Source organism: Psychrobacter sp. NG27, assembly GCF_016106655.1.
In the GTDB taxonomy this organism is placed as follows: domain Bacteria; phylum Pseudomonadota; class Gammaproteobacteria; order Pseudomonadales; family Moraxellaceae; genus Psychrobacter.
In genome coordinates, this window is sequence record NZ_JADGIN010000001.1 from 741,177 (window position 1) to 764,983 (window position 23,807).

The window sequence follows — 23,807 nt, forward strand, 5'->3', positions numbered from 1 at the left end:
CACAACGCCGCCTATACAGGCACACGTATTAAAAAGGCTAAATTGCGCTAATTGTAGCAAAAACTGCCCACCATTGGGCAATTTTTGCGTGTATATCACACGGGTATTCTACCCCTGATAACTACCGAACAAATCATATTCGCTAGCATCATCGATTGTGACCGTTAAGAACTGACCCACTTTAACCTGATCCGTAATGTCATCGACATAGACATGACCGTCGATTTCAGGCGCATCCGCATAGCTACGGCAAATGGCGATACCTTCTTCTCTATCAATCTCATCGACCAATACCATGAGGGTTTTGCCGACTTTTTCTTGCAGTTTTTGTGCGGAGATGTCTTGCTGCAAGGTCATCAGCCGCTCATAGCGAGACTGCTTAACGTCTTCAGGCACATGGTTGGGCAAAGCATTGGCAACAGCGCCTTCGACTTCTGAATAGGTAAAGGCACCCACGCGATCAAGGCGAGCCTCAGTCAGCCAATCAAGCAAGCACTGAAAATCTTCTTCGGTCTCACCAGGGAAGCCGACCACAAAGGTCGAACGAATCACGATATCAGGGCAGATAGCACGCCATGCTTTGATACGCTCTAAGGTGTTTTCACTGTGTGCAGGGCGTTTCATCGCTTTTAAGATACGATGGCTGGCATGCTGAAACGGAATGTCTAAATAAGGCAAGAGTTTCTTCTCACCCATCAGCTCAACGACTTTGTCTACGTGTGGATACGGATAGACATAATGCAGACGCACCCAAATACCCAGACCGTTCAAGGCTTGGCATAAGTCATAAAATTTTGACTTGAGTGGCATCCCATTCCAAAAGCTGGTTTTATATTTCAGATCCAGCCCGTAAGCTGAGGTATCTTGCGAGATGATGAGCAGCTCTTTCACGCCAGCGTTTTTAAGTGCCAACGCTTCATTCATCACATTATCAATCGGACGCGAGTCTAAATCACCACGTAAGCTTGGAATAATGCAGAAGGTACAACGGTGATTACAGCCTTCTGATATTTTTAGATAGGCATAATGACTGGGCGTAAGCTTAATACCCGCCTCATTGATCAAATCTATCTTTGGGTCGTAATTGGCATCTTTACTTCGATTTGGTTTGGGCACATGCTGCGCGACGGCCGTAATGACCTCGTCATAGGCATGCGCGCCAGTCACGGCGAGCACGGCTGGATGCATTGCACGGATTTTGTCCGCTTCTTTGCCCAAACAACCTGTGACAATCACTTTACCGTTTTTGCTGATGGCCTCGCCGATGGCATCGAGCGACTCTTGTACTGCTGACTCGATAAAGCCGCACGTATTGACCACGACCAAATCAGCGCCTTCATAATCACTGGCGACTTGATAACCATCGCGGCTTAGCTCAGTGATGATACGCTCACTATCCACCAGTGCTTTTGGGCAACCCAATGACACAAAACCAATCTTTGGCGCCGCACTGACTGGCATAGTGGCAGTCGCATTGGCAGTCGTAACATCACTACTTTGTGCGATACTACGGTTTTGGTTGTGGTTGGCTTTATGGTGATAAGGTTGGCTGGTATCTGTCTGGCTCTGCTCTTGTACTACGATAGGCGCGGCAGGATTAAAGATAGTGACGGTTTCTGTCGCAGCGTCTTGTATGGCTGATAGAGCGGCTGTCGTTGTCGTGTTCACTGACTCGGTAGAAGTTTTGGACATGGCTGACCTTGCTAGAGATAAATTGGCTGAGCGCATTGTACGTTTTTTTTGCAAAAATCACCAGTTTTGCCGCTCTATAGTCTTGATTTATGGTTAAATATTATATTAAGCATCCTCACTTTTTTGGGCACTATCCATGACGGCTGATTTTATTACCACCAAAACAACCCCTGATTTAGCATTTATATCACAGCATTTATTTACCGCTATATTGTGGGTGAATGATGAGCTATCGATCACTCGCTTAAACGCCCAAGCTGAGCAACTGCTGGCCATTAGCAGCGGCCGACTGATTAATCAGTCTATTTTGACATTATTGGCACCTGATGAATTGGTACCAAAAGCCAGTACATTACTTGAGAATGAGCATGAGCATGCGCCGTTGGAGGAGCGCACCTATTCGTTGACAGAACGATTTGCACAAGCGCAAAACTACCAGCAGCCTTTTATTGATCACGATCACATCATTACGACGCCATTAAATAGCAATTTGTCGCTATCGGTAGACTATAGCGTAACGCCTGTTGTATATGAGCAGCAGCCCTATTTCATCATTGAGATGTGGGGCAAAGATCGTCAAAGCCGTATATCAGATGAGCAACGTCAACAGCAGCAGTATACTGTTGCTCGCCATATGCTACGCTCAGTGGCACACGAAATAAAAAACCCACTGGCTGGTATTCGCGGGGCGGCGCAGTTATTGCAGCGTCAATTTATTAAATTCAGTGATGCCTCTGCTGTCAATCAATCACCTACTGTTAATCAGTACGCGACCACCGTCAGTACCTCCTCGTCAACCCCTAGCGCTGACACCAGTGATGGTTTGCAAAAGATGAATCAAAAGCTGCGTAACTATACCGATATCATCATCTCAGAGACGGATCGCTTGACGCATCTTATCGGACAGCTGCTTGGCTCCAATCAATTGCCAAACTGGCAGACGCTAAACGTTCATGAGCCGCTAGAACACGTATTGACACTGGTCATGAATCAATATCCGCAAGTAGTGCTACAGCGAGATTATGATTTGTCGTTGCCAGAACTGTCCGCTGACAAAGACCAGCTGATTCAAGTTTTTTTAAACTTAATCAATAATGCCTGTGAGTCCATGAGTGAGTTTGAACAAACGCTACAGCGAAACCAGCAATCAGAATCAAGCCTCTCTCAGTCAAAGCCCTCTCAGTCACAACCATCTGAGTTAAAACCTGCTAACGCAGCCGATTCTAAATCTAAAACACCCGCATCAATCAATACACAAACCGATCTTAAGCCCAACTACCAGCCAACCCTACACATTCAGACTCGCGTTGCCTTTCAGCATACAATTGTAGGACAGCAGCACAAGCAAGTGATGCAAATCACCATCACGGATAATGGTTCAGGGATTGATCCGGCGCTCATTGGACAGATATTTTTTCCGATGGTGACCAGCCGTGCAGCGGGCACGGGTCTTGGGTTGTCTATCGTCCAAGATATCATCAGCCATCATCATGGTATGATCGATGTCAGCTCGACAGGATCATCACAGGATAAGCAGACTCGATTTACGTTATATCTGCCTTTTAATCAACCTTTAGCCGAAACATAAACGACATCTGTGCATAAAGCTGCTAAATTATAAGACAACTCATCCCAAACTTATCATAAATAATTGCTCATTAGGCCCGATACATGACTCAATACAGCGACAACCAACCACCTAAAAGCAATGCTCAACCTTCGATGGTAACTGTAAATAACCTGCCAAGTGACCAACCTGCAACGTTATGGTTGATCGATGACGATTCCGCCCTACGTATGGTATTGGCTGATACCTTTGAGGATGCCGGACTGACCGTTATCAGCTTTACCCAAGCACAAGCGGCGTGGACCCGTCTCAATGATGTCTTAAAGCAGCCAGAATCAGTTGCCCAGCTACCAGATGTGATATTGACCGATATTCGCATGCCAATGATGGATGGTTTGTCCTTTAGTGATTGGGTACATCAGCACTTCCCTGACATGCCCATCGTCATAATGACAGCGCATTCGGATCTTACCTCTGCGATTAATAGCTATCAGACTGGTGCTTTTGAGTACTTGCCCAAGCCGTTTGATTTGGATGATGCAGTCGCAACGATTTATAAAGCGATCAACTATCAGCCGAACATCGAATCATCAAATATTGACAGCAGCCATTATCCAAATGGAACCAATATCCAAGAAAGTGCCAATGCGCCTGCCGCTATTCAGGCAATGCCTCATAAAACCACACAAGCAAAACCTAAGACGGCAGTTGATGTCAATTCTGATAAAAAACCTGCTAACAACTTCAAAAATAATACTGGCACGCCCACCGATGCCAAAAGCAATAAAAACCCTAGTGGCATCATCGGTCAATCACCTGCCATGCAAACGGTGTTTCGCGCCATTGGTAGACTGGCACAATCGCCTATTTCGGTGTTGATTACGGGAGAGTCTGGTACAGGTAAAGAGCTGGTTGCCAGTGCCCTGCACCAGCACTCTCCCCGTAAGCAGCAACCTTTTATCGCTCTTAATATGGCAGCGATACCCCACGATCTGATTGAGTCCGAGCTATTTGGTCACGAAAAAGGCGCGTTCACTGGTGCAACCACCACTCGCCAGGGCCGCTTTGAACAGGCTGACGGCGGCACGTTATTTTTGGATGAGATTGGCGATATGCCGTTCAGCACGCAAACACGCCTGCTTCGGGTATTGGCCAATGGCGAGTTTTATCGCGTCGGTGGTCAGCAGCCCATTAAAGTAGACGTCCGCATCATTGCGGCCACACATCAAAACCTAGAGGAGTTGGTGAAGCAGAATCGTTTCCGTGAGGATTTATTTTATCGCCTTAACGTCATACGTCTGCCACTACCACCGCTACGCACGCGCCCTGAAGACATTCCTGCGTTAGCCACCTATTTCATGCAATGCGCGGCTGAGCAGATGAACACGACGCCCAAATACTTACATCCTGCGGCATTACAACTGATGCAAACGTTTGGCTGGCGCGGTAATGTCCGTCAACTTGAAAACGTCTGCTTGTGGCTGACGGTTATGGCGACTGGCGATACCGTCATGGCCACCGATTTACCACCTGAACTGCTTGAGAATGTTCCGTCCGATGCAGCAGGGCATCAACCAGACCACAGCTTGTCACCTCAAGCCTCGACGCAAAGTCCTCAATGGCCAAACAGTGATAGTATAAATCCTGATAATATAAACACCGATGCTAAGACGACTCAGCTTGCTATCGGTCAAAATTGGCAACAAGCATTGGCTGATTGGGCACAGCAGTCTTTAGACAGCGGCAAAACGGACATTTTACAGACAGCAATGCCTGAATTTGAACGTGTCTTATTAACGGCAGCACTCAATCATAGCGGCGGCAAAAAGATAGAAGCCGCCAGCTTACTTGGCTGGGGACGCAATACGCTCACCCGTAAGTTGCAGCAGTTAGACCTATCTTCCCAAACGATACTATCTAAAGAGCAAATAGAGTAGCAATCCTCTAAATTAAATATTTATTAATATCAATTACTTATAATATATAGACAAAAAAAACGTGAAATAATTAAAAATAATTGCAAATAGGGGTTGCCAAACTATTTAAACTCTATATAATAGCCAACCACTGAGACGCACTACCGAATCAGTTAACTGTCTATATTGTGTTTGAGTTTAAACGCTAATAATGATAGAGTAACGGAAAATGGGGCTGTGGCGGAATTGGTAGACGCACCAGATTTAGGTTCTGGCGCCGCAAGGTGTGAGAGTTCGAGTCTCTCCAGCCCCACCATTTTCGGATAGTAAATCTTAGACCAAATATCAAAACCTGCTTTTAGCAGGTTTTTTTGTGTCCGCAATTTGGCATTAAAACTATAAAATATCTTATCAAGAGCATTAATCTACTTTTCTACCCTTTATAAATCCTTTAACACCTCTTCCATACTCGATAGCACCTACTTACCCGCTGCTTCATGCATTTGCCATAGGCATACTTAATTAATAGAAAGGTTTCCCTCACTGTCATTAAATAATGCACTACGTTGATTTTTGCGGAGGGTTTCACGTTGAATTATATTTTTTGCATCAACTTTTTCTAAAGGTAATCTTGTTTCGCGAGAAAGATCGCCATCGGCTATTAAGGATAAATAGCGAGAACAACAAACCCTTAAAAAAGAAGTGAAATTGCCAATATCATGATCGGCATCGAGAGATTCTAGGTATAGCTTAGTGATCAGCTGATTAACCGTCATTTGATCCCGAAATGACAACTCTTCTAATATATCCCAAAAAAACACCTCTAAACGAATTGAGGTGACTACTCCCTGAATTCGAAGTGATTTGGTTTTAGAGCGCCACAAGCTGTCGTCAGCACTAATAAAAAGTTGACACATATAATATCCTCTCTCGACACTCATTAAAACTTATAATAAGGCAACAAATTGCTTTAGCATAGCTGGGTGGGCAGGCCACGCAGGAGCCGTTACCAGTTGGCCATCTGTAATAGCGCCATCCATAGGTAACTTGACATATTCGGCGCCAGCCATTTCTATTTCTGGCTGACACGCAGGATAAGCAGATACTTTTTTACCCTTCAATACGCCAGCAGCCGTCAGCATTTGTGGTCCATGGCAAACCGATGCAATTGGTTTATCAGTATTTGCGAAATGCTGAATCATTGCAATGACTTTAGCATTCAAACGCAAGTATTCAGGCGCACGTCCACCTGGTAAATACAAAGCATCGTAATCTGCGACATTGATATCGGCAAAAGATGCATTAAGGACAAAATTATGACCGCGTTTTTCGGTATAAGTTTGGTCACCTTCAAAATCGTGTATTGAGGTAGTGATGCTATCACCTGCCACTTTATCTGGGCAGACCGCATCAACTTCATGTCCCATCGCTAGCAGCGCTTGGAACGGCACCATGTTTTCATAGTCTTCAACAAAATCACCGGTTATGATAAGTACTTTAGCCATGATATTCTCACTGTATGGTAATAAAACATTGTAATGAAATACGGAAACCCAAATTAGCTTATAGTGACTGAGCTTAAAATGAGCCTGAATATCCATTCAAACATAAAAAACAACGACTGGGTAACATGTGAATACTACAAACAATCACTTTTTAAAAATAAAATCATAAACTTAGCGATTGTCTAATGATGTTAAATCCTTCAAAACATCCTCCATACTCCGATACCGTCTCTCTATCCGCTTCGCCAATGCCTTATCGACCATACATTGATAGTGACTATATTCTGATGGTAACTTTGGAATCGGCTTTTGGCAATGCTTGATCGCCCACGCTTTTAATTTATCATTGCTATTGCTACTTATATGAAAGGGTCGCTTGCCTGTTAATATCTCAACCATCATGATGCCAAACGCGTAGATATCACTTTGCACCGTTGCATTCTGTCCTTGCCAGCGCTCAGGTGCGAGATAGGCAGGCGTACCAGCAGGGCTTCCCTCTTTTGGCTCGTTAAACCTCTCTGACAAGGCAAAATCTGTCAATAATAAATTTGGCATTAAGCTGCTGGCACCTGCATTATTTAGCAAGGAGCTATCGAAAGAGTCATGCAGCAAAATATTGCTAGGTTTAATATCATTATGCAACCAGCCAGCTTGATGCACATTGGCTATTAAACAGGCAGACTGCATGATGAAATGATGTTTTTGTGGTGCTGTCAATAAATGCTGATTTCGATCACTCAACTGTCCTGCCAAGCTACCGTTAGAGTAATAAGGCAATACTACTATTACGAGCTGTTGAGACGACTCTAGTATCTGAACGTTTATGCAATGATGCGCCAATAGTGGCGGTGCGATAGCATTATCTTTGATTCTTGATAAAGCCTTTACAGTAGCTAAAACGTCTGCTTCATGAGTTAAATCAGGAGAGGTAGGATAAGCGTCAGCACTCAACTGCCATTTAATCATGACCTGACCAAACTGTGGATGTTGGGCGCGTGTTAGACCTTGGTAGGACGTATTTTCAATATTTTGCGTTTTGATATCTTGTGTTTTGATACTTTTCTCATGATTTTGCTGAGCAATACGCTGGTGTACTATCTTACTAAAGTGTTGTGCGACTAATTCTTGCGTAATAATGGGCAATAGTTGCTTAGATTGTCTCTGCAACGCTTGTATAGTAAATAAATTACTGGCACTATTTCCCATGGTATTGTTTCTCATAATATGGTGAGATCACTGCCTTCCCATTCGTATCATTTCCAAAAATAATAATAGCGCAAATAATTTTGACTAGGGCGTGTCATCAATTAGATTGTGAGACTTAAAATGAGAAAAATTGTAGATAAACAAGGAAGAAATTGCCGTTAATATGAACATATTGACAAAAATTCTGACGATGTTTAGCAAAATTTAGCCATTTTAAGGCAACTAAATGTATCCATGTGCTAATTGATGACGCACCCTAGTACTACACTCAGTAGGCACCAAAATTTTAGCTGCGTTAATGATATTTTTGGGTATGGTATTAAAGACAACCTTAACTGCTAGAGCCACTATGTCACAATCAACCATCACAACCTCGCCCTCTAATCAGCCTACTTATGCCCTACCTCAACCTTTACTAGACTTACTCAGTCAGTACTTAAAAGAGCAGGTTACACCGACTATTGAAATCGATCCGAACCAACTTGCTTATCGATGGGTTGGTGGACGCACTGGCAATTTAGAGCCTTTGTCGGTCAACCTGTTTTTGAGCTTAGATGACTTACATGGTATCGATACGCAAAAGTCTAAACTGGTACAAAACACCCGTCAGTTTATTAAGGGTTATCCTGCCAATCACGTATTAATGTCGGGGACACGCGGTGCCGGTAAATCATCATTGATTCGCGCCTTGCTTCAAGCCCATCATAGTGAAGGCTTGCGTATTATCGAAGTTGCTCGCGATGATCTGCAAATATTAGATAAGATTCGCGCTGCCATTAACGCCCTATCAGCAGACTGTAACTGCCGCTACATCGTATACTGTGATGATCTCGCATTTGACGGTCAAGATGAAAGCTATCGTACGCTAAAGAGCGTGCTTGATGGCTCGCTAGACTCTGAGCAAGACAAGCTACTGGTCTATGCCACCAGTAATCGCCGTCGTCTGCTACCACAAATGATGAAAGACAATATTAATATCTACAATGGTCAGACGGATGAGGTCAATCCTTATGAGGCCATTGATGAGACCGTGTCATTGTCAGATAGATTCGGTTTATCACTCACTTTCCATCCTATGGATCAGCAGACTTATCTGCATATCGTTCAGCATTATCTGAATTTAGAGCAGCAGAAAATCTCAGCTGATATGGATAGTGATGCTAAGAATACTTTGGAAAGTCAGACCATGCCTGACAAGATCAAAAAGGATGCGCTACGTTGGGCCTCTGAACGTGGTGGTCGCTCAGGACGAGTTGCTTACCAGTTCAGTCGATACTGGAGCGGTATAACGCAATTGGAAATTGCAGACGGTAAGCGCTAAGCCATATTTAACGCTAAGCTATATCTAATGCTAAACCATATCTAATCACTGCGTGCAGAGCCTATATACTGCACGCGGTTGTCTTCTTGACTACCCTTTTGATTACCTGCCAAGTCAACTGCGCCATCGACCATATATTGGTCAAAATCTGCGGCTAACCATAGATTATCTTTGTAAACGCTCTCAGCATCTAAACGAATGTATGCCATATTTGGCGTCTTGCTATTAGGATTATCAAAACCTTGATAACGGGCGCTAAAGTGCGTCAAAATTAAATTATTTACGCCACTGTTTTCTACAAAATCCGCCACCAATTGCGCACTGCTATGCATCGGATCAAACTCTGGATTTTTGGCTTGAATCTTAGTCAACACCTCATGCGTATACGTCGCTTCATGCACCAATAAATCCGTATCGATCAGCGGATCCGTGAGACACGCTGGCGTATCGTTATCACCAGCCACCACCACTCGTGTTCGTGATACCTCATCATTGACATAATCATCTGCACATAATTGCTGACCGTCTTCAGTGATGACGTCGTGACCTTGTTGCAATTTGCCCCATAGTGCGCTGGCAGGAATACCTTGCGACAGCAGTTTATCTGTATCAAGCGTGCGATGATGGATAGTCTGCGTGATACCAAATGCGTGAGATGCAACCCGATGTGATAGCGGCGTGATATCGATATCAAGCTGATGCTGATCGCTCAAGCGGATATTTACCTTATTTGTATCACTTTGCTCAGATAACACCTCTTCAATCGCTACAAAATTGAGAGCAAAGGGTAAATACAATTCCGTGGTTAAGGTAATGGCTTCGAGCAGTGTCGCGATTGCTTTTGGGGCAATGAGGGTCAATGGCTCACGGCGGCCTGACATGGCTGCGCTCGCTAATAGACCTGGCAGGCCATAGCAGTGATCGCCATGCACATGGGTGATACAGATGGCAGCTAGTTGATGCAAGGAGAGCTTGGTATGTAACAGTTGCTGCTGCGTGCCTTCACCGCAATCTATCAGCAGCCATGGACGCGACTTTTTATTCTGATTATTGTGATTGGCAGCCCGTGATTGACCATTCGGCTGAGCACCATGCGTATTTAGACATTCAATCGCTAGTGCGGTGACATTTCGCTGTTTGGTCGGCACCCCTGCTGATGTGCCTAAGAAGGTTAATTTAAGCATAGATTACCTCTCTTACAGATGAGACTTATTCGCTATGATAATTGGCATATCATGGTTCTTTGACCATCTACCATCTGCCCACCATTGGCCGTACACTCATTGACCATATTGGATTCATAAGACTTCCAACCACCATAAAAACTGGCCACACATAGTATAACCACGAGTAATTTTTGAGACCAAGACTTGATAGACACCTGCTGGCTATCGATTTTTTGTCTGTCATCCATGCTATGGACGGCAATGCGATTTGCATCATTGTCTGTCTCTGATGTTTCATTATGCGATTTTTTTAAGTCTGTCATTGTTCTATCCTAAAAAAGGCTTTGTTTATGGATAAACAAAGCCTTTGGTTTATATGGCTGCTTGAGCATTGGTCAGTAATTATACCAGTATTGGCTAAAAATTTAGACGACCGCCCTTTTTTTCTGCAAGTTTAAAGGCATCTCGCTCTTCACAGCGTTTGAGCCAGTTTAGGATATTGGCATACTTATTCTTGTCTAACCCTGCACCAGCATTGGCCCCGATCACGGCAAGATGCATCTGAATATCTGCGGCACTGAACTCACTGCCTGCAAACCAATGGTTCTTATTCAAATGCGCCTCCATCATGCCCAGCATTTTTTCTAAACCACTGCCAATCATATTTTTCTCGACTTGGCCTTGGATTTTTTTACTAATGGGTCTGATGAGCATCGGTGATTGGGATACGACTTTGGTAAACACCAGACGCATGACCAATAGTGGCATCAACGAGGCTTCTGCAAAATGTAGCCAAAAAGTATAGGCTTCCCATGCCGATTCATTACTATCATCAGGTTTGAACTGCTTTTCTTTATCATAGTGCTTAATCAGATACTCGATGATAAAACCTGATTCAATCAGTACGCGATCATCCACTTCTAGCATCGGAGCATGACCAATCGGATGCACTTTTTTTAGGCTATCAGGCGCACGATATGCTTTGTTGCGCTCATAACAGGTCAGTTTATAATCGGCGTTCAATTCTTCTAACAGCCAAATGATACGAAACGAGCGTGAGTTTGCTAAATGATGAAGATGTAACATAAACCGTCCTAGTCATATATTATTTTAAATCAGCCCTAATTTTTTAGAGATAGCCTCTTAGAGAGGATGCCTCGCTTTCAATAAAGCGTGATAGCACTGCCCTCGATAATAGCCTAATTTATATCCCTTTGACACAGCAAGTTTGTAGAACTGCGACGAAAAATATTGCCTATCAAGTAATCTCCATCAACGACTATGACACTAATCTCATCAGCATTATTCTATATGCAATGCTTCAATCTTACGCGTCATCTTGTCTATCTTTTGCTGATATTTTTTAATTTGGCGGAATCTATGTGCGATCAGTACGCCTTTGATACGGCGATTTTTAAGACGACGACGCGGTGGAAAACTGCCCACCTGTGGTTCATTGTAACCATGTAAGCGGTCTTCACGTTTGCGCGCCATATAACCAAGCGCGCTATCAGCAATCATAATCAACAGCGCGACAAAAATCATGCCATACATCAGCATAGAACCACCGTCATGTAGGCTGCGATCTAAGATTGCGATCGAAAATACAAACAAGAATATCGGCTCAAGGTAGCACAACGTTCCAAACAATGAGACTGGTAATTTCTGACTCGCTATCATCGTCAATGACATCGCAGCGGTACTAATAATGCCTAACAATGGCAACAGATACCACAGCTTATGATTGGTTATCGCGACTTCAAAGCCACCATTCATATACAGCGCGACTAATACGACTGGCAATAACAATACTAGGTCAGATATAAGACCCGTGATAGGCGGCACTGCTAGATAGCGACGCAGTAGGTAATACGGCGGGTAACCCAAGCAAACAAACAACGTCGCCCAAGAGATAGCACCATATTGAAAGATATCATAAGCGATACCGAAACCTGCACATGCAATGGCAGCCCACTGAAGTAAGCTCATGGCTTCGTTGTAAAAGAACCTGCCGACAACAATCATAATCATCGGATATAGGAAGTAACCCAACGTCACCTCAAGCCCTAAGCCATTGACGGGCGCCCACATGAAGATCCAAATTTGCGCACCTAAAATCGGTGTGGGTAATATAAATAAAAACCACTCTTTTGCGTTTTTCAGTGTTTTTAGATAGTCAAAAATATGCTGCCACTGCTTTAGGACAGTGACCAGCAGCACTAGACTATAAAACATCGTCAGCACGCGCCACGAAGCAACTTGTGTCCCTGACAATGGTTGTAGCAGCAAACCAAATAGAAACAACAATGAGTATAGAAAATTGGCAGCCACCGCAGTGATCGTGCCTTGCGAGGTTTGGTTAGTAGTCAGCATCACAACAGCCTTTAAAGATTGGGGCACATCCTTGGCAATTTTTAAAAAAAACAAAAGCCTCAGACGAGAACGTCTGAGGCTTTTGCAAATAAGGTCGTCGCGCAATCTAAGATAAACGCTTTGAATGTATCGTACTTACATCATGGCGGGCATTATGTCAAAGTCAAAACAGATAAGCAATGCCAGTGTTCATCTACTGACTTAACTTCTGCCATGAGTCAATTTAATACACATAAGTGCTTATTTTATATCAAGTTGTGCGATTTTTTGTTTTATCTTTACCAGCTTTTTTTGATAGCGGCGTTTCTTGCGAAAACGGTGGGCTGTTAGCGCACCATCGATACGCTGATTGATAAAGTGACGACGTGGCGGAAAGCCGCCAATCTGAAGCTCCCTATAGCCATGCAAGCGGTCGTTACGCTGACGAATGAGGTAGCCTTTCACACTATCAGCCAGCATGACCAGCAGCGCAAATGTGATCATGCCATACATAAAGAGCGAGCCGCCTTCTTCAGGGCTCTGGCTCAGAACTGTGATAGACAGCACAAATAGCAACATTGGCTCTATGTAGCTTAATGCCCCAAACAATGAAACAGGCAGCTTGCTACTGGCAATCATCGTCAATGACATCGCAAGCGCACTAAAGGCACCCAGTAATGGCAATAGATACCAAAACTTCATATCCTGTATTGCCACACTAAAACCACCACTAAAATATAACATGGTGAGTACCACTGGCGTCAGCAGTGTCAAATCAAACAGTAGCCCTGTCACTGGTGGGACAGAAAGCGTGCGACGAAGCAGATAATATGGTGGGTAACCCAAGCACACAAACATCGTCACCCAAGAGACCGATCCATACTGAATGATATCGTAACCGATGCCAAGTGCTGCAAATATCGCGGCAACCCACTGTAATACACTCATATACTCATGATAGAAAAATCGACCAAGGACTATCATCACGAGCGGCAGCAAAAAATAACCCAATGTCACATCTAGCCCGAATCCATTGACGGGCGCCCACATAAATAGCCAAATCTGTCCGCCTAGGATTGGCGCTGGCAATATAAATATTGACCATTCCTTGATTGTTTTTAGCGTCTTTATATAATTAAACACATGTTGCCACTGCTTGGTCAAACTGACCAATATCACCAAACTGAGTAGCATCATCAATACGCGCCATGATGCGACTTGAGTACCCGTTAAAGGCAACATAAACAGCCCAAACAAAAACATCATCGAGAATAAAAAGCTCGATGATACCGAAGCGATGGTTCCTTGAAAAGTTTGATTGGTCGTGAGCATAGCAACAGCCTTAAAAAATTAAATCCTATGTGTAATGTATGAGCGATGACAGTTATTGATGGTAAAAGTTATTAACGATAAAGTTAAATAACGATAAAAGTTGGGAAAATTTTGAATCAAAAAATAAAAGCCTCCGACGACAACGTCAGAGGCTTTTTCTAGAACAATCATATAAGAAATCAGACCAAAAAGCTAACGGCTGAGACAGTTATTCGCCATCTAATTCATTATCATTAGCAATATCGATAGCATCATCAACGTCAGTGGTCGCTGTATTGCCAGTCGCTGCATCAATATCTATCTGCTCTTGACCTTCTACATCGAATGTACCGTCTTCTCTCATGGCATCGATAAGCTCATCGTCACCTTCTTGATGCTCAACACGTGCCATAGCGACCAGCTTTTCATCTTTTGACAAACGAATCAAGGTAACACCTTGCGTATTACGACCAGAACTGGCCACATGCTCAACTGGTGTACGAACTAACGTGCCTTTGTCAGAGATTAAGATGATGTCATCTTCTGGATCAACCTTAGTGGCACGAACGAGTGCGCCGTTACGCTCACTGGTTTTGATAGCGATAACACCGCCACCGCCACGATTTTGGGTGTTGAACTCATTGATAAAGGTACGCTTACCAAAGCCATTTTCACAAGCAATTAGGATTTCACGTACATCATCTTCGATTACTACCAACGACTTAATAAATTCATCATTGGCTAGACGCATACCACGGACACCTTTCGCAGTACGGCCCATCGCACGCGCATCGTTTTCATCAAAACGAATGGCTTTACCACTTGAGGCAAATAGCATCACTTCTTGGCTACCGCTGGTGATACGAGCGCTGACCAATTTATCGCCGTCTTCTAGACCAACTGCAATGAGACCGTTCGAGCGGATGTTGGCAAACTGCTTAAGCTCAACACGCTTGACGGTACCATTAGCCGTTGCAAAGAAAACAAAAGGCGCTTCTGCTTGGTTGCTGTCTTCTACTGAATCGTCATCACTATCTATTAATATGTCTGCGTCTGACATCTCACCTGTGACCGATGTATCCCCTACGATTTTCGGAATCGGTAATATCGTCGTAACGGTTTCATCACCATTTAAGCCGATTAGATTAACCAACGGACGACCACGAGCACCGCGACTGGCAATCGGCACTTCAAAACCACGTAAGCTAAAGACGCGCCCACTATCCGTGAAGCACAATACAGTAGAATGTGTGGATGTCACGACTAAATGATCAATCATATCATCTTCTTTCATCGCTGTTGCAGACTTACCTTTACCGCCACGTTTTTGCGCGACATAATCGTCAATTGGCTGAGTCTTGGCATAGCCAGTACGCGATACCGTCATAACAACCGTTTGCTCTGGAATAAGGTCTTCACGGCTAAAGTCAGTACGTGAGTCAATAATGTCCGTGCGGCGCTCGTCACCAAAGTTATCACGAATCTCAATCATCTCATTCGAGATAATGGTCATTAACTTATCAAAGTCACCTAAGATAGACTCTAAATGCGTAATTTCACGCAATAGGACTTGGTATTCTTCGGTTAATTTGTCTTGCTCAAGACCAGTCAAGCGATGCAGCTGCATGTCCAAAATCGCATTGACCTGCTCAAGAGACAAGCGATAGCGCGCTTCGCCTTCGATTAGACCAAACGGTGCTTTAAGATCTTCGCCTTCGATATAGTCAGGACGCACTGATTGACTGCCAGCAGCGGTAAGCATCGCAACGACGCTGCCTGAGCCCCATGTATTATTTAATAAGCTTTCACGTGCCAATCCACGGTTTGCAGAGGCTTTAATCGTCGCAATAATCTCATCAATATTGGCCAGTGCAACGGTTAAGCCTTCAAGCAGGTGACCACGAACACGCGCTTTGTTCAATTCATAAATGGTACGACGTGTCACTACTTCTTGACGATGACGGACAAAAGCAGCAATGAGCTGACGCAAGGTCAATATCTTTGGCTGACCATTATCAAGCGCGACCATATTGATACTAAAGCTAGATTCAAGTGGCGTTTGTAAGAACAAGTTATTAACAATAACTTCAGCCGTTTCACCGCGGCGCAAGTCAATAGCGATACGCATACCGTCTTTATCAGACTCATCACGAATCTCGCTAATGCCTTCGATTTTTTTATCACGTACGAGTTCTGCGATACGCTCAATCAATTTGGCTTTATTGGCTTGATACGGTACTTCTGTGAATACAATGCGCTCGCGATCACGGTTGACGCCAGCATTACTCATCGGCTCAATATGATAGCGACCACGAATATGCAAGCGGCCTTTACCTGTGCGATAAGCATCTAAAATACCCGCGCGGCCATAGATGATACCGCCTGTAGGAAAGTCAGGACCCGAGATATGTGACATCAGCTCTTCAGCTGAAACTTGTGGGTTTTCGGCATATGCCAAACACGCATTAATCACTTCAGTCAAGTTATGCGGCGCCATGTTGGTCGCCATACCGACAGCGATACCGGTTGCACCATTGACCAACAGGTTAGGAATACGCGCTGGCATGACGCTTGGCATGCGCTCAGAGCCATCGTAGTTGTCTTCCCAATCGACTGTGTCTTTGTCCAAATCAGCAAGCATCTGATGGGTCAGTTTGGTCATACGTACTTCGGTATAGCGCATGGCTGCCGGAGGATCATCATCGATCGAGCCAAAATTACCTTGACCATCAACCATCGGATAACGCAAGCTGAAATCCTGCGCCATACGGACAATCGCATCATATACAGCGCTGTCACCATGCGGATGGTACTTACCGATGACATCACCGACCACACGTGCTGACTTCTTGTATGGCTTATTGTAGTCATTAGATAGCACATGCATGGCATACATCACGCGGCGATGCACAGGTTTGAACCCATCACGTACATCAGGTAGCGCACGCGAGACAATCACGCTCATCGCATAGTCTAAATAGGACTGCTTCAGTTCATCTACGATGCCAATAGGACTGACCGACTCGCTCATATACACTCCTTCATTCATATCCCCGTTATTCATTTTGCAGGCTTTATAGATAGATTATTGCTCCCCATAAATACTGATAAAAATCAATTTATATGGTGAGCAAAGCAGCACGATAAAGCGTGAAAAATACTAGGAAAATGATGATATTTTTGATAGTAAATAAAAGAAACTATTTTAGCACAAATTTGATGATTTAGGGGGCTTTGACTGCCATTAAAATCAAGCAATACAGCTTCTTAGTTGTCATATTTGCCACAATAAATTCATGCCAAAAAACACTACTGGCACGTTTTTTTTGATTGGCTAATTTTGCCATTTTTGCAGACAAACTTACCATCTGCTGAACAATGTGATACGCCGCCCATTTTTCCTGAACAGGGTGTATTACGTGCTTGCACTTGACCAGAAAATGACAGGGACAAAATAACGGTTAGCAGTACTGTGCTGATTGATTTCATATCATATCCTTTGATGTATAACAACGTAAAACCTCAAAAAATAGTATCCAGTGAGTACCATTTTTTGAGAGGGTGTGTAAATAAATGACTGACTTTTTTCGTGATTATATTATGATTTAAACCACGTCGATGATGCTATTTTTTTGGTGATACTAGACAAAAAATTTCTAACCGCTACACTAACTCATCTTTTACGATACGTACATCACTACCTAACAGGCTACTCTTATTATGGATATCATTCTTGCGATTGTTTGGATTTTAGCGATGGTGCTATACAGCTTTTCGAGCGATTATGTTACTAGCTTTCCTAACCATAACAATCGCGCTGTCCCTTATGTCCGTTGGGGAGCACTTTTAGTCGCTATGGCTTTATCAGCTTATTTGGCACAAGCCTATCAAGAAAATCTGCAAGGCAGTGGTATGTGGGTGTTTGTTATCGTCGTATTTGTCGTTATTGTTTTAGCAAAAATTATTTTCAAATGGGTCATTAACAGACGTTTGAAACGTTAGGGCGTGTCCTCATTATAAAAATGAGATAAATTGCAGTCAAACAAGGAAAATAGCGTAGATAATATCGAGCTATTTGGCAAGATTTAGCCATTTTTAACCCATTTAGATAACTATCGATTGAATTGAGGACACGCCCTAGGTTGTACTAAATATTTTTCTTATAGTCAAAGCAATCTAAAACAGCTACAAGGCAGCCGACCGCAGATTGTACATATAGTACCTCTAGGGAAGATAACACCGTAGCGGTTTAGTAGCTCGCTGACTATACTCTAACCCTTTTAATTATTGATCTGAATACCTTATGCCAACTAAACCTCAAGACAGCCAACCTGACTCAAACCACTCCATACCAGCAGAAGTTGAACAAGCAGAAGTATTATCAGCAGACACACGTACTGACCGCAGCTTTGATGCCATTGCTGATCATTTCGAGAAGAAAGTGTATGGTGGTTTAAAAGGCGACATCCGATTGGCAGTACTGCGTCGTGATATTTTTGAGTATTGTACACAGATGAGTCAAGACCTTGGTCGGCCTTTGCGTATCTTAGATGTGGGTGCAGGATTGGCTCAGATTTCGGTTGAACTGGCCACTTTTGGTCATACGATGATTATCAATGATATCTCTGAGAATATGCTAGAAAAAGCAAAAGCCAGTGCAAAAAAGAGTGATCAAGCATTAGATATCACATGGCATGTTTGCCCGTATCAAGACCTTGTGGGAAAACTGGCTCAAGCAGGAACAGAAAAATTTGATTTGATACTCTGTCATGCCCTACTAGAGTGGCTGGCTGAGCCTGTGGCTGTCATGGATTTTTTTGATCAGCATCTTACTGATAATGGCGCGTTATCGTTGTGCTTTTATAATCCTGCGAGTTTCGATTATCGTAACCTGATAATGGGGAATTTTAACTTACTAGATAATACTGGCTATAAAGCTGACAATAAAAAAAGCCTAACGCCTAATTACCCTGTCGCTAAAGAAGAAGTCGAGTCTTGGCTCATTGCCCATCAATACCGAACCCTACGCACCAGCGGTCTTCGCGTCTTTCATGATTATACCCCACTCAAGCGCGGTGGTAATAACGACCCAGAGGCAGTGATAAGGATGGAGCTACGCTATTCACAATTAGAGCCATACAAGTGGTTAGGACGCTATTTGCATATATTAGCCACTCGCTCAGCATACGAGTAGAGCAGCCCGCTAGACTTATAGTTATAGACTAGGAATAAGCGCCATTAGCCATGTTCGTCTATTCTTTCAGATCTGTCGTATTCTGACCACGTGGTGGCATTGATGTCTTTTTCATCGAAGACCACAACGTGCTCTAGCAGCGGCAAGATACCAATATGCGAGCCAATCTCATGATTATGATGGCTTGCAACCAAGGATAAGACGGTCTGCCCATCATCTAACTGCAACCGATATAAGTAGTTGGCGCCCCGAAACACACGTCCAACGACCAACGCTGTCTGTGTGCTGTCATCGTCGTGAATGATATCATCAGGACGTACCAGTACTTTGATTGGTGTGCCGTTTGGATAATCGTATTCGCAGTACTTTGGTTCGCCTGACTCGCCGTAAACTTCCATACGCCGATAAATATTGCCCAGCGCCGTCTCGACATGACCTTCTTTGATGGTGCCATCTATCATAGCACCTTCGCCGACGAACTCTGCGACAAATGGACTGACAGGCTCGTGATACAGCTCGCTTGGTGTTGCCCACTGGACTAACCTGCCCTGATCCATCACTCCCACTTTATCTGCTAATGCAAACGCTTCATTTTGATCATGAGTGACCAAAATCGCAGTGGTATTGGTGCGCTTGAGAATATCACGCACGCTCATGGCCAATGACTCACGCAGCACCACATCTAAGTTAGAAAATGGCTCATCGAGCAACAGCAGCTCGGGCTTTGGGGCCAATGCTCTTGCCAACGCCACACGCTGCTGCTGACCACCGGATAACTCATTTGGACGTTTGTCAGCATGCTCGGTCAGCTCGACAAGGCTCAACATCTCAGCCACACGGGCTTTTTTGTCAGCAGACGACCATTTGTTTAGGCCAAAGGCGATGTTTTTTGCCACGCTCAAATGACCAAACAATGCATAATCTTGGAACACCATACCCATACCGCGTTTGGCAGGTGCTACGGTAAATGAGCTGTTTTTTGTCTGTTCAGTGAGGCGCTGATTGTTTAGGTAAATGCTACCACCGCGACTCTGTTCTAGACCTGCAATGGCGCGTAATGCAGTGGTCTTTCCGCAGCCGCTATAGCCCAAAAAGCAACCAATCTCGCCTTGCTCCAATACCAACGATAGACCATTGACGACGACAGTATCGTCATAGCCTACGATTAAATTTTGTACACTAAAATATGGATGGGTAGCGATAGGTTTCTCAGTCTGTTTGTGAGTGTGTTTCTTATTATCTTGATTGCTGCCTTGATATGAGGCATCGATTTGACTTAAGGCGTTTTTGGACGGGCTTTGCGGTCTCTTAATTGGCGACTTTGTTACAGGATTGAGAGGCACTTGTGATTGTGTCGACTTGGCATCTGATGGAGGATTTATTAAATCAGTATACATGGACGGTACCCGTTCGCTATTGATGAATGCACCATACATAAAACAGTGCAAAATACAGTAATGAAAAAAGAGACAGACTCGCTAATGATAGACAAACAAGCTAGATACGCAAAGGTTTTGCTTAGACATGCTTCTCACTTTGACGCAGCAATATCCAAACAGGAAGCAGACCAACCAACACAATCAGAAGACTTGGCAATGCCGCTCGCCCCCACATGCCTTCACTGGTCATCTCAAATACTCGAACTGCCAGCGTGTCCCAGCCTTGACGTCTGGTCATTAAGGTAATGGGCATCTCTTTCATGACTTCAACAAAACCCATGAGCAATGCCGTTAAAACTCCAGGACTGAGCACAGGCAGCATCACATGACGCCAGCGCTGATAAGGGCTGTCACTGAGTAACTTTGCGGCGGCCTCCTGATTGACTGTTAGTCGCTGTAGCTGACGATCCACTGGTTGAAAGCTGACGGTCATAAAACGTGTCGATAAGGCAAGTAACATGACGACCACACTGCCTGATAGTATCTGATGCGAGGTAAGACCGAACGCAATCATTTGATTGTCGATCCATGCAATAGGAATAAATATGCCTACAGCCAATACTGTCCCCGGCACGACATAACCTAAGTTGGCCAAAGTGGTCATCAGCTTGGTCGATTTATCAGGATACTGCCGCTTAATCCACGCAATAATAATCGCCAAAAAGGCAATAAACAGCGTGGTCATACCAGCAATCATCAGGCTGTTGGTCACAAAATCAATATAACGGGCATCAAAATCTTGCCTGAAATTCAACGCTGTCCAATAAATCAGTTGTAAAAACGGTATCAAAAAAGCAATCGCAAAGATGAACGTACACAGTAGTGTCATGGCAATCTTTGCAGGTTTACTGACCTCAAAACGCTGGTTGCTGCCTTGGGTGATAGAGCTGCCACGCTTGGCCTGCCAATACTGCTCAAATAATACCACAATAAAAACCACACCAATCAACAGTGCGGCAAGCTGTGCGGCTGTGGTTAAGCTAAAAAAACCAAACCATGCCTTGTAGATAGCAGTAGTAAAGGTGTCAACATTGAATACCGATACCGCACCGAAATCAGCTAAGGTTTCCATGCTGGCGAGTAACAATCCGCCGATAATCCAAGGCAGTGCTTGTGGTAATGCCAATCGAAAAAACACACGGCGGCGGCTCAAACCCAGCATCTGTCCTGCTTCAATCGCTCGCCTGCCTTGTGATAAGAACGCTTGACGCGCCAGTAGATAAACATAAGGATAAAAGGCCAGCGACAATACTAGCCCTGCGCCCCATACATTGCGTACGGAGGGAATCGCAGTAGTGATGCCAAAATCACGTAACCCTGTCTGTAATGGCCCACTGAAATCAACAATACCGACCGTGACAAATGCCAGCACATAAGCTGGTATCGCGAGCGGCAGCATCAGCGCCCACGAAAAAAACCGCTGCCCAGGGAACCGGTACATACTGGTTACCCAAGCAAATCCGGTACCAACCGTGCCTGCAATAATGGTTACCATAAATAATAGTATCGCCGTATTTTTGAGCACTTGTGGCAGTACATACTCTGCCATGTGTCCCCAAATATCCGCGACAGGCTGTGTCCACGATAGCAGCACGATTAAAATTGGCACCAGCATAAACAACGAAATCAGCCCTAAGACTGATTTTGAAAAGATACGTTTACGCACGGCATGGTCTTGATTGACTGTCTGATGCTTATTACTACGGGTAGTATTAATAGCAGCATCGACTGTATCGCTTTGATGTACAGACGCGTCTGGCGTTATGCTCATAAATTATTACCGTGTCATACGTATAGCAACCTTACGTCATACCAACCTCAAAAACACGATGAGCCATGTCAAACTTAGTCCGTCAACTTATCAACTTACTGTTCCAGTATCTAAGCTAATATCTAGACTAGTATCTAAGCTCACCTCTCAATTACTATCGTTTTTGAGATTGGTATTATTGGTAGTGACGCTTATTTATAGCCTGCTTTGTCCATCAATTGAATCGCTTGGGTTTGCAACTCACCGAACTTCTGCACGCTGATGTCATCTTTGTTAAATGGGCCCCACGATCTGAGCATTTCTGACTCATCAATACCTTCTTTCACTGGGAACTCTTTGTCTGAGCTGGCATACAGACCTTGAGCTTCATCAGATGACAACCATTCGATCAGTTTCAATGTACCGTCTGGATTGTCTGACCCTGCGACCACACCAGCGCCCGAAATATTTACGTGCGTGCCAGTCGTGCCTTGGTTTGCCCAAAATATACTGACTGGGAAATCTGGTTTTTCATCAAGCAAGCGACCATAGTAATAGCTGTTGGCAATACCGACTTCACATTGACCAGCAGCAATTGCCTCTAGCATCGCCACGTCATCACTAAACACGTCAGTGGCCAGATTATCGACCCAACCACGAACGATCTCTCCAGTTTTTTCTTCGCCCAAATGTTCCATCATACTGGCCACAAGTGACTGGTTGTAGACCTTTTTAGACGTACGTAGGCATAACTTACCTTTCCACTTTGGATCGGCCAAATCTGCGTACGTAGATAACTGGTCGGCACTGACTTTGCTTGGGTCATAAAAGATAGTACGGGCGCGCAATGACAAGCCTGTCCACTGACCTTTTGGATCACGGTACTTTGCAGGCACGTTAGCTTCTAATATAGTAGAAGACACAGGCTGCAATAGACCCTGCTCTGCTGCTTGCCATAAGTTACCAGCATCAACGGTCAACAGCATATCGGCTGGCGTGTTCTGACCTTCAGCCTTTAGACGTGCCATCAATGGACCAGTTTGGTCTGTGACCAACTCAATCTTGACACCAGTCTGTTCGGTATAGCGATCAAGTAATGGCTTAATTAGCTGCTCGTTACGTGATGAATAAATCGTGATGGTTTGACCATCTGCACTAGTAGCACCATCATCAATAGCAGGTTGTTCAGTGCCAGCCGCTGTGGTGTCTGTCTCTGCGCTTTCTTCTGTGGTAGATGAATTGCTACAACCCGCCAAACCCAACATCATGCCAAATACGGCAACAGGTAAGATAAGCTTAGTAGACGTTAGCGTCGCGCTCATAGCGTTCAATGACATGGTTTTCCCCATAATGGTGCTATAAAAAAAAGTAAGATAGATGGTGACACA

At 44.2% G+C, this 23,807-nt stretch carries 19 protein-coding genes and 1 tRNA gene; 6 read left to right on the forward strand and 14 right to left on the reverse strand.

Features of this window, described 5'->3' with window-relative positions:
• Window positions 1-108: 108 nt before the first annotated feature.
• Window positions 109-1,692, reverse strand: coding sequence for a 30S ribosomal protein S12 methylthiotransferase RimO (gene rimO, locus IP485_RS02925; protein ID WP_198325899.1), 1,584 nt, complete (start codon window positions 1,690-1,692; stop codon window positions 109-111).
• Between the two features lie 136 nt (window positions 1,693-1,828).
• Between rimO and IP485_RS02930 the strand changes: the two genes are divergently transcribed.
• From IP485_RS02930 to IP485_RS02940, 3 genes are all read left to right on the forward strand, one after another.
• Window positions 1,829-3,280 carry a two-component system sensor histidine kinase NtrB gene (locus IP485_RS02930; RefSeq protein WP_198325900.1) on the forward strand — a complete coding sequence of 484 codons (1,452 nt, stop codon included), beginning with the start codon at window positions 1,829-1,831 and terminating at the stop codon, window positions 3,278-3,280.
• An 83-nt stretch (window positions 3,281-3,363) separates the two neighbouring features.
• Window positions 3,364-5,196: a sigma 54-interacting transcriptional regulator gene (locus IP485_RS02935; RefSeq protein ID WP_198325901.1), complete on the forward strand. Its 1,833-nt coding sequence runs from the start codon at window positions 3,364-3,366 to the stop codon at window positions 5,194-5,196.
• A 210-nt stretch (window positions 5,197-5,406) separates the two neighbouring features.
• Window positions 5,407-5,491 (forward strand) — tRNA-Leu (locus tag IP485_RS02940).
• A 202-nt stretch (window positions 5,492-5,693) separates the two neighbouring features.
• On the opposite strand, the gene IP485_RS02945 is transcribed toward IP485_RS02940, so the two are convergent.
• The 3 genes from IP485_RS02945 to IP485_RS02955 form a co-directional block, all read right to left on the reverse strand.
• Complete coding sequence (locus IP485_RS02945; RefSeq protein ID WP_198325902.1) at window positions 5,694-6,092, reverse strand: ribbon-helix-helix domain-containing protein; 399 nt, start codon at window positions 6,090-6,092, stop codon at window positions 5,694-5,696.
• A gap of 30 nt (window positions 6,093-6,122) precedes the next feature.
• Window positions 6,123-6,683 (reverse strand): DJ-1/PfpI family protein, encoded by a 561-nt coding sequence (locus IP485_RS02950; RefSeq protein WP_320159110.1) that lies wholly within the window; start codon window positions 6,681-6,683, stop codon window positions 6,123-6,125.
• A gap of 168 nt (window positions 6,684-6,851) precedes the next feature.
• Entirely contained in the window at window positions 6,852-7,901 is a 1,050-nt protein-coding gene (locus tag IP485_RS02955; protein ID WP_198325904.1) for a protein kinase domain-containing protein, read from the reverse strand.
• Between the two features lie 334 nt (window positions 7,902-8,235).
• Here IP485_RS02955 and IP485_RS02960 point away from each other — a divergent pair, with 334 nt between their 5' ends.
• Window positions 8,236-9,207: an ATP-binding protein gene (locus IP485_RS02960; RefSeq protein WP_198325905.1), complete on the forward strand. Its 972-nt coding sequence runs from the start codon at window positions 8,236-8,238 to the stop codon at window positions 9,205-9,207.
• A gap of 41 nt (window positions 9,208-9,248) precedes the next feature.
• Here the strand turns inward: IP485_RS02960 and IP485_RS02965 are convergent, their stop codons facing one another.
• The 7 genes from IP485_RS02965 to IP485_RS02995 form a co-directional block, all read right to left on the reverse strand.
• Window positions 9,249-10,391 (reverse strand): ribonuclease Z, encoded by a 1,143-nt coding sequence (locus tag IP485_RS02965; protein ID WP_198325906.1) that lies wholly within the window; start codon window positions 10,389-10,391, stop codon window positions 9,249-9,251.
• Between the two features lie 32 nt (window positions 10,392-10,423).
• Entirely contained in the window at window positions 10,424-10,696 is a 273-nt protein-coding gene (locus tag IP485_RS02970; protein WP_198325907.1) for a hypothetical protein, read from the reverse strand.
• 94 nt (window positions 10,697-10,790) lie between these two features.
• Window positions 10,791-11,459, reverse strand: coding sequence for a glutathione S-transferase (locus tag IP485_RS02975; protein ID WP_194362869.1), 669 nt, complete (start codon window positions 11,457-11,459; stop codon window positions 10,791-10,793).
• A 216-nt stretch (window positions 11,460-11,675) separates the two neighbouring features.
• Window positions 11,676-12,746, reverse strand: a complete 1,071-nt coding sequence (gene rarD / locus IP485_RS02980) for an EamA family transporter RarD (RefSeq protein WP_198325908.1) — start codon at window positions 12,744-12,746, stop codon at window positions 11,676-11,678.
• Between the two features lie 240 nt (window positions 12,747-12,986).
• Window positions 12,987-14,057 carry an EamA family transporter RarD gene (rarD, locus tag IP485_RS02985; protein ID WP_198325909.1) on the reverse strand — a complete coding sequence of 357 codons (1,071 nt, stop codon included), beginning with the start codon at window positions 14,055-14,057 and terminating at the stop codon, window positions 12,987-12,989.
• A 208-nt stretch (window positions 14,058-14,265) separates the two neighbouring features.
• Window positions 14,266-17,067 (reverse strand): DNA gyrase subunit A, encoded by a 2,802-nt coding sequence (gene gyrA, locus IP485_RS02990; RefSeq protein WP_198325910.1) that lies wholly within the window; start codon window positions 17,065-17,067, stop codon window positions 14,266-14,268.
• 278 nt (window positions 17,068-17,345) lie between these two features.
• Window positions 17,346-17,525: a hypothetical protein gene (locus tag IP485_RS02995; RefSeq protein WP_198325911.1), complete on the reverse strand. Its 180-nt coding sequence runs from the start codon at window positions 17,523-17,525 to the stop codon at window positions 17,346-17,348.
• A 231-nt stretch (window positions 17,526-17,756) separates the two neighbouring features.
• Between IP485_RS02995 and IP485_RS03000 the strand changes: the two genes are divergently transcribed.
• On the forward strand, window positions 17,757-18,038 hold the full coding sequence (locus IP485_RS03000) for a hypothetical protein (RefSeq protein WP_198325912.1): 282 nt from the start codon (window positions 17,757-17,759) through the stop codon (window positions 18,036-18,038).
• A 301-nt stretch (window positions 18,039-18,339) separates the two neighbouring features.
• Window positions 18,340-19,230 (forward strand): methyltransferase domain-containing protein, encoded by an 891-nt coding sequence (locus tag IP485_RS03005; protein WP_198325913.1) that lies wholly within the window; start codon window positions 18,340-18,342, stop codon window positions 19,228-19,230.
• A 44-nt stretch (window positions 19,231-19,274) separates the two neighbouring features.
• On the opposite strand, the gene IP485_RS03010 is transcribed toward IP485_RS03005, so the two are convergent.
• The 3 genes from IP485_RS03010 to IP485_RS03020 form a co-directional block, all read right to left on the reverse strand.
• Window positions 19,275-20,627 (reverse strand): ABC transporter ATP-binding protein, encoded by a 1,353-nt coding sequence (locus tag IP485_RS03010; protein WP_198325914.1) that lies wholly within the window; start codon window positions 20,625-20,627, stop codon window positions 19,275-19,277.
• 121 nt (window positions 20,628-20,748) lie between these two features.
• On the reverse strand, window positions 20,749-22,440 hold the full coding sequence (locus IP485_RS03015; protein WP_198325915.1) for an ABC transporter permease: 1,692 nt from the start codon (window positions 22,438-22,440) through the stop codon (window positions 20,749-20,751).
• A gap of 191 nt (window positions 22,441-22,631) precedes the next feature.
• On the reverse strand, window positions 22,632-23,756 hold the full coding sequence (locus tag IP485_RS03020) for an extracellular solute-binding protein (RefSeq protein WP_198325916.1): 1,125 nt from the start codon (window positions 23,754-23,756) through the stop codon (window positions 22,632-22,634).
• Window positions 23,757-23,807 lie beyond the last annotated feature (51 nt).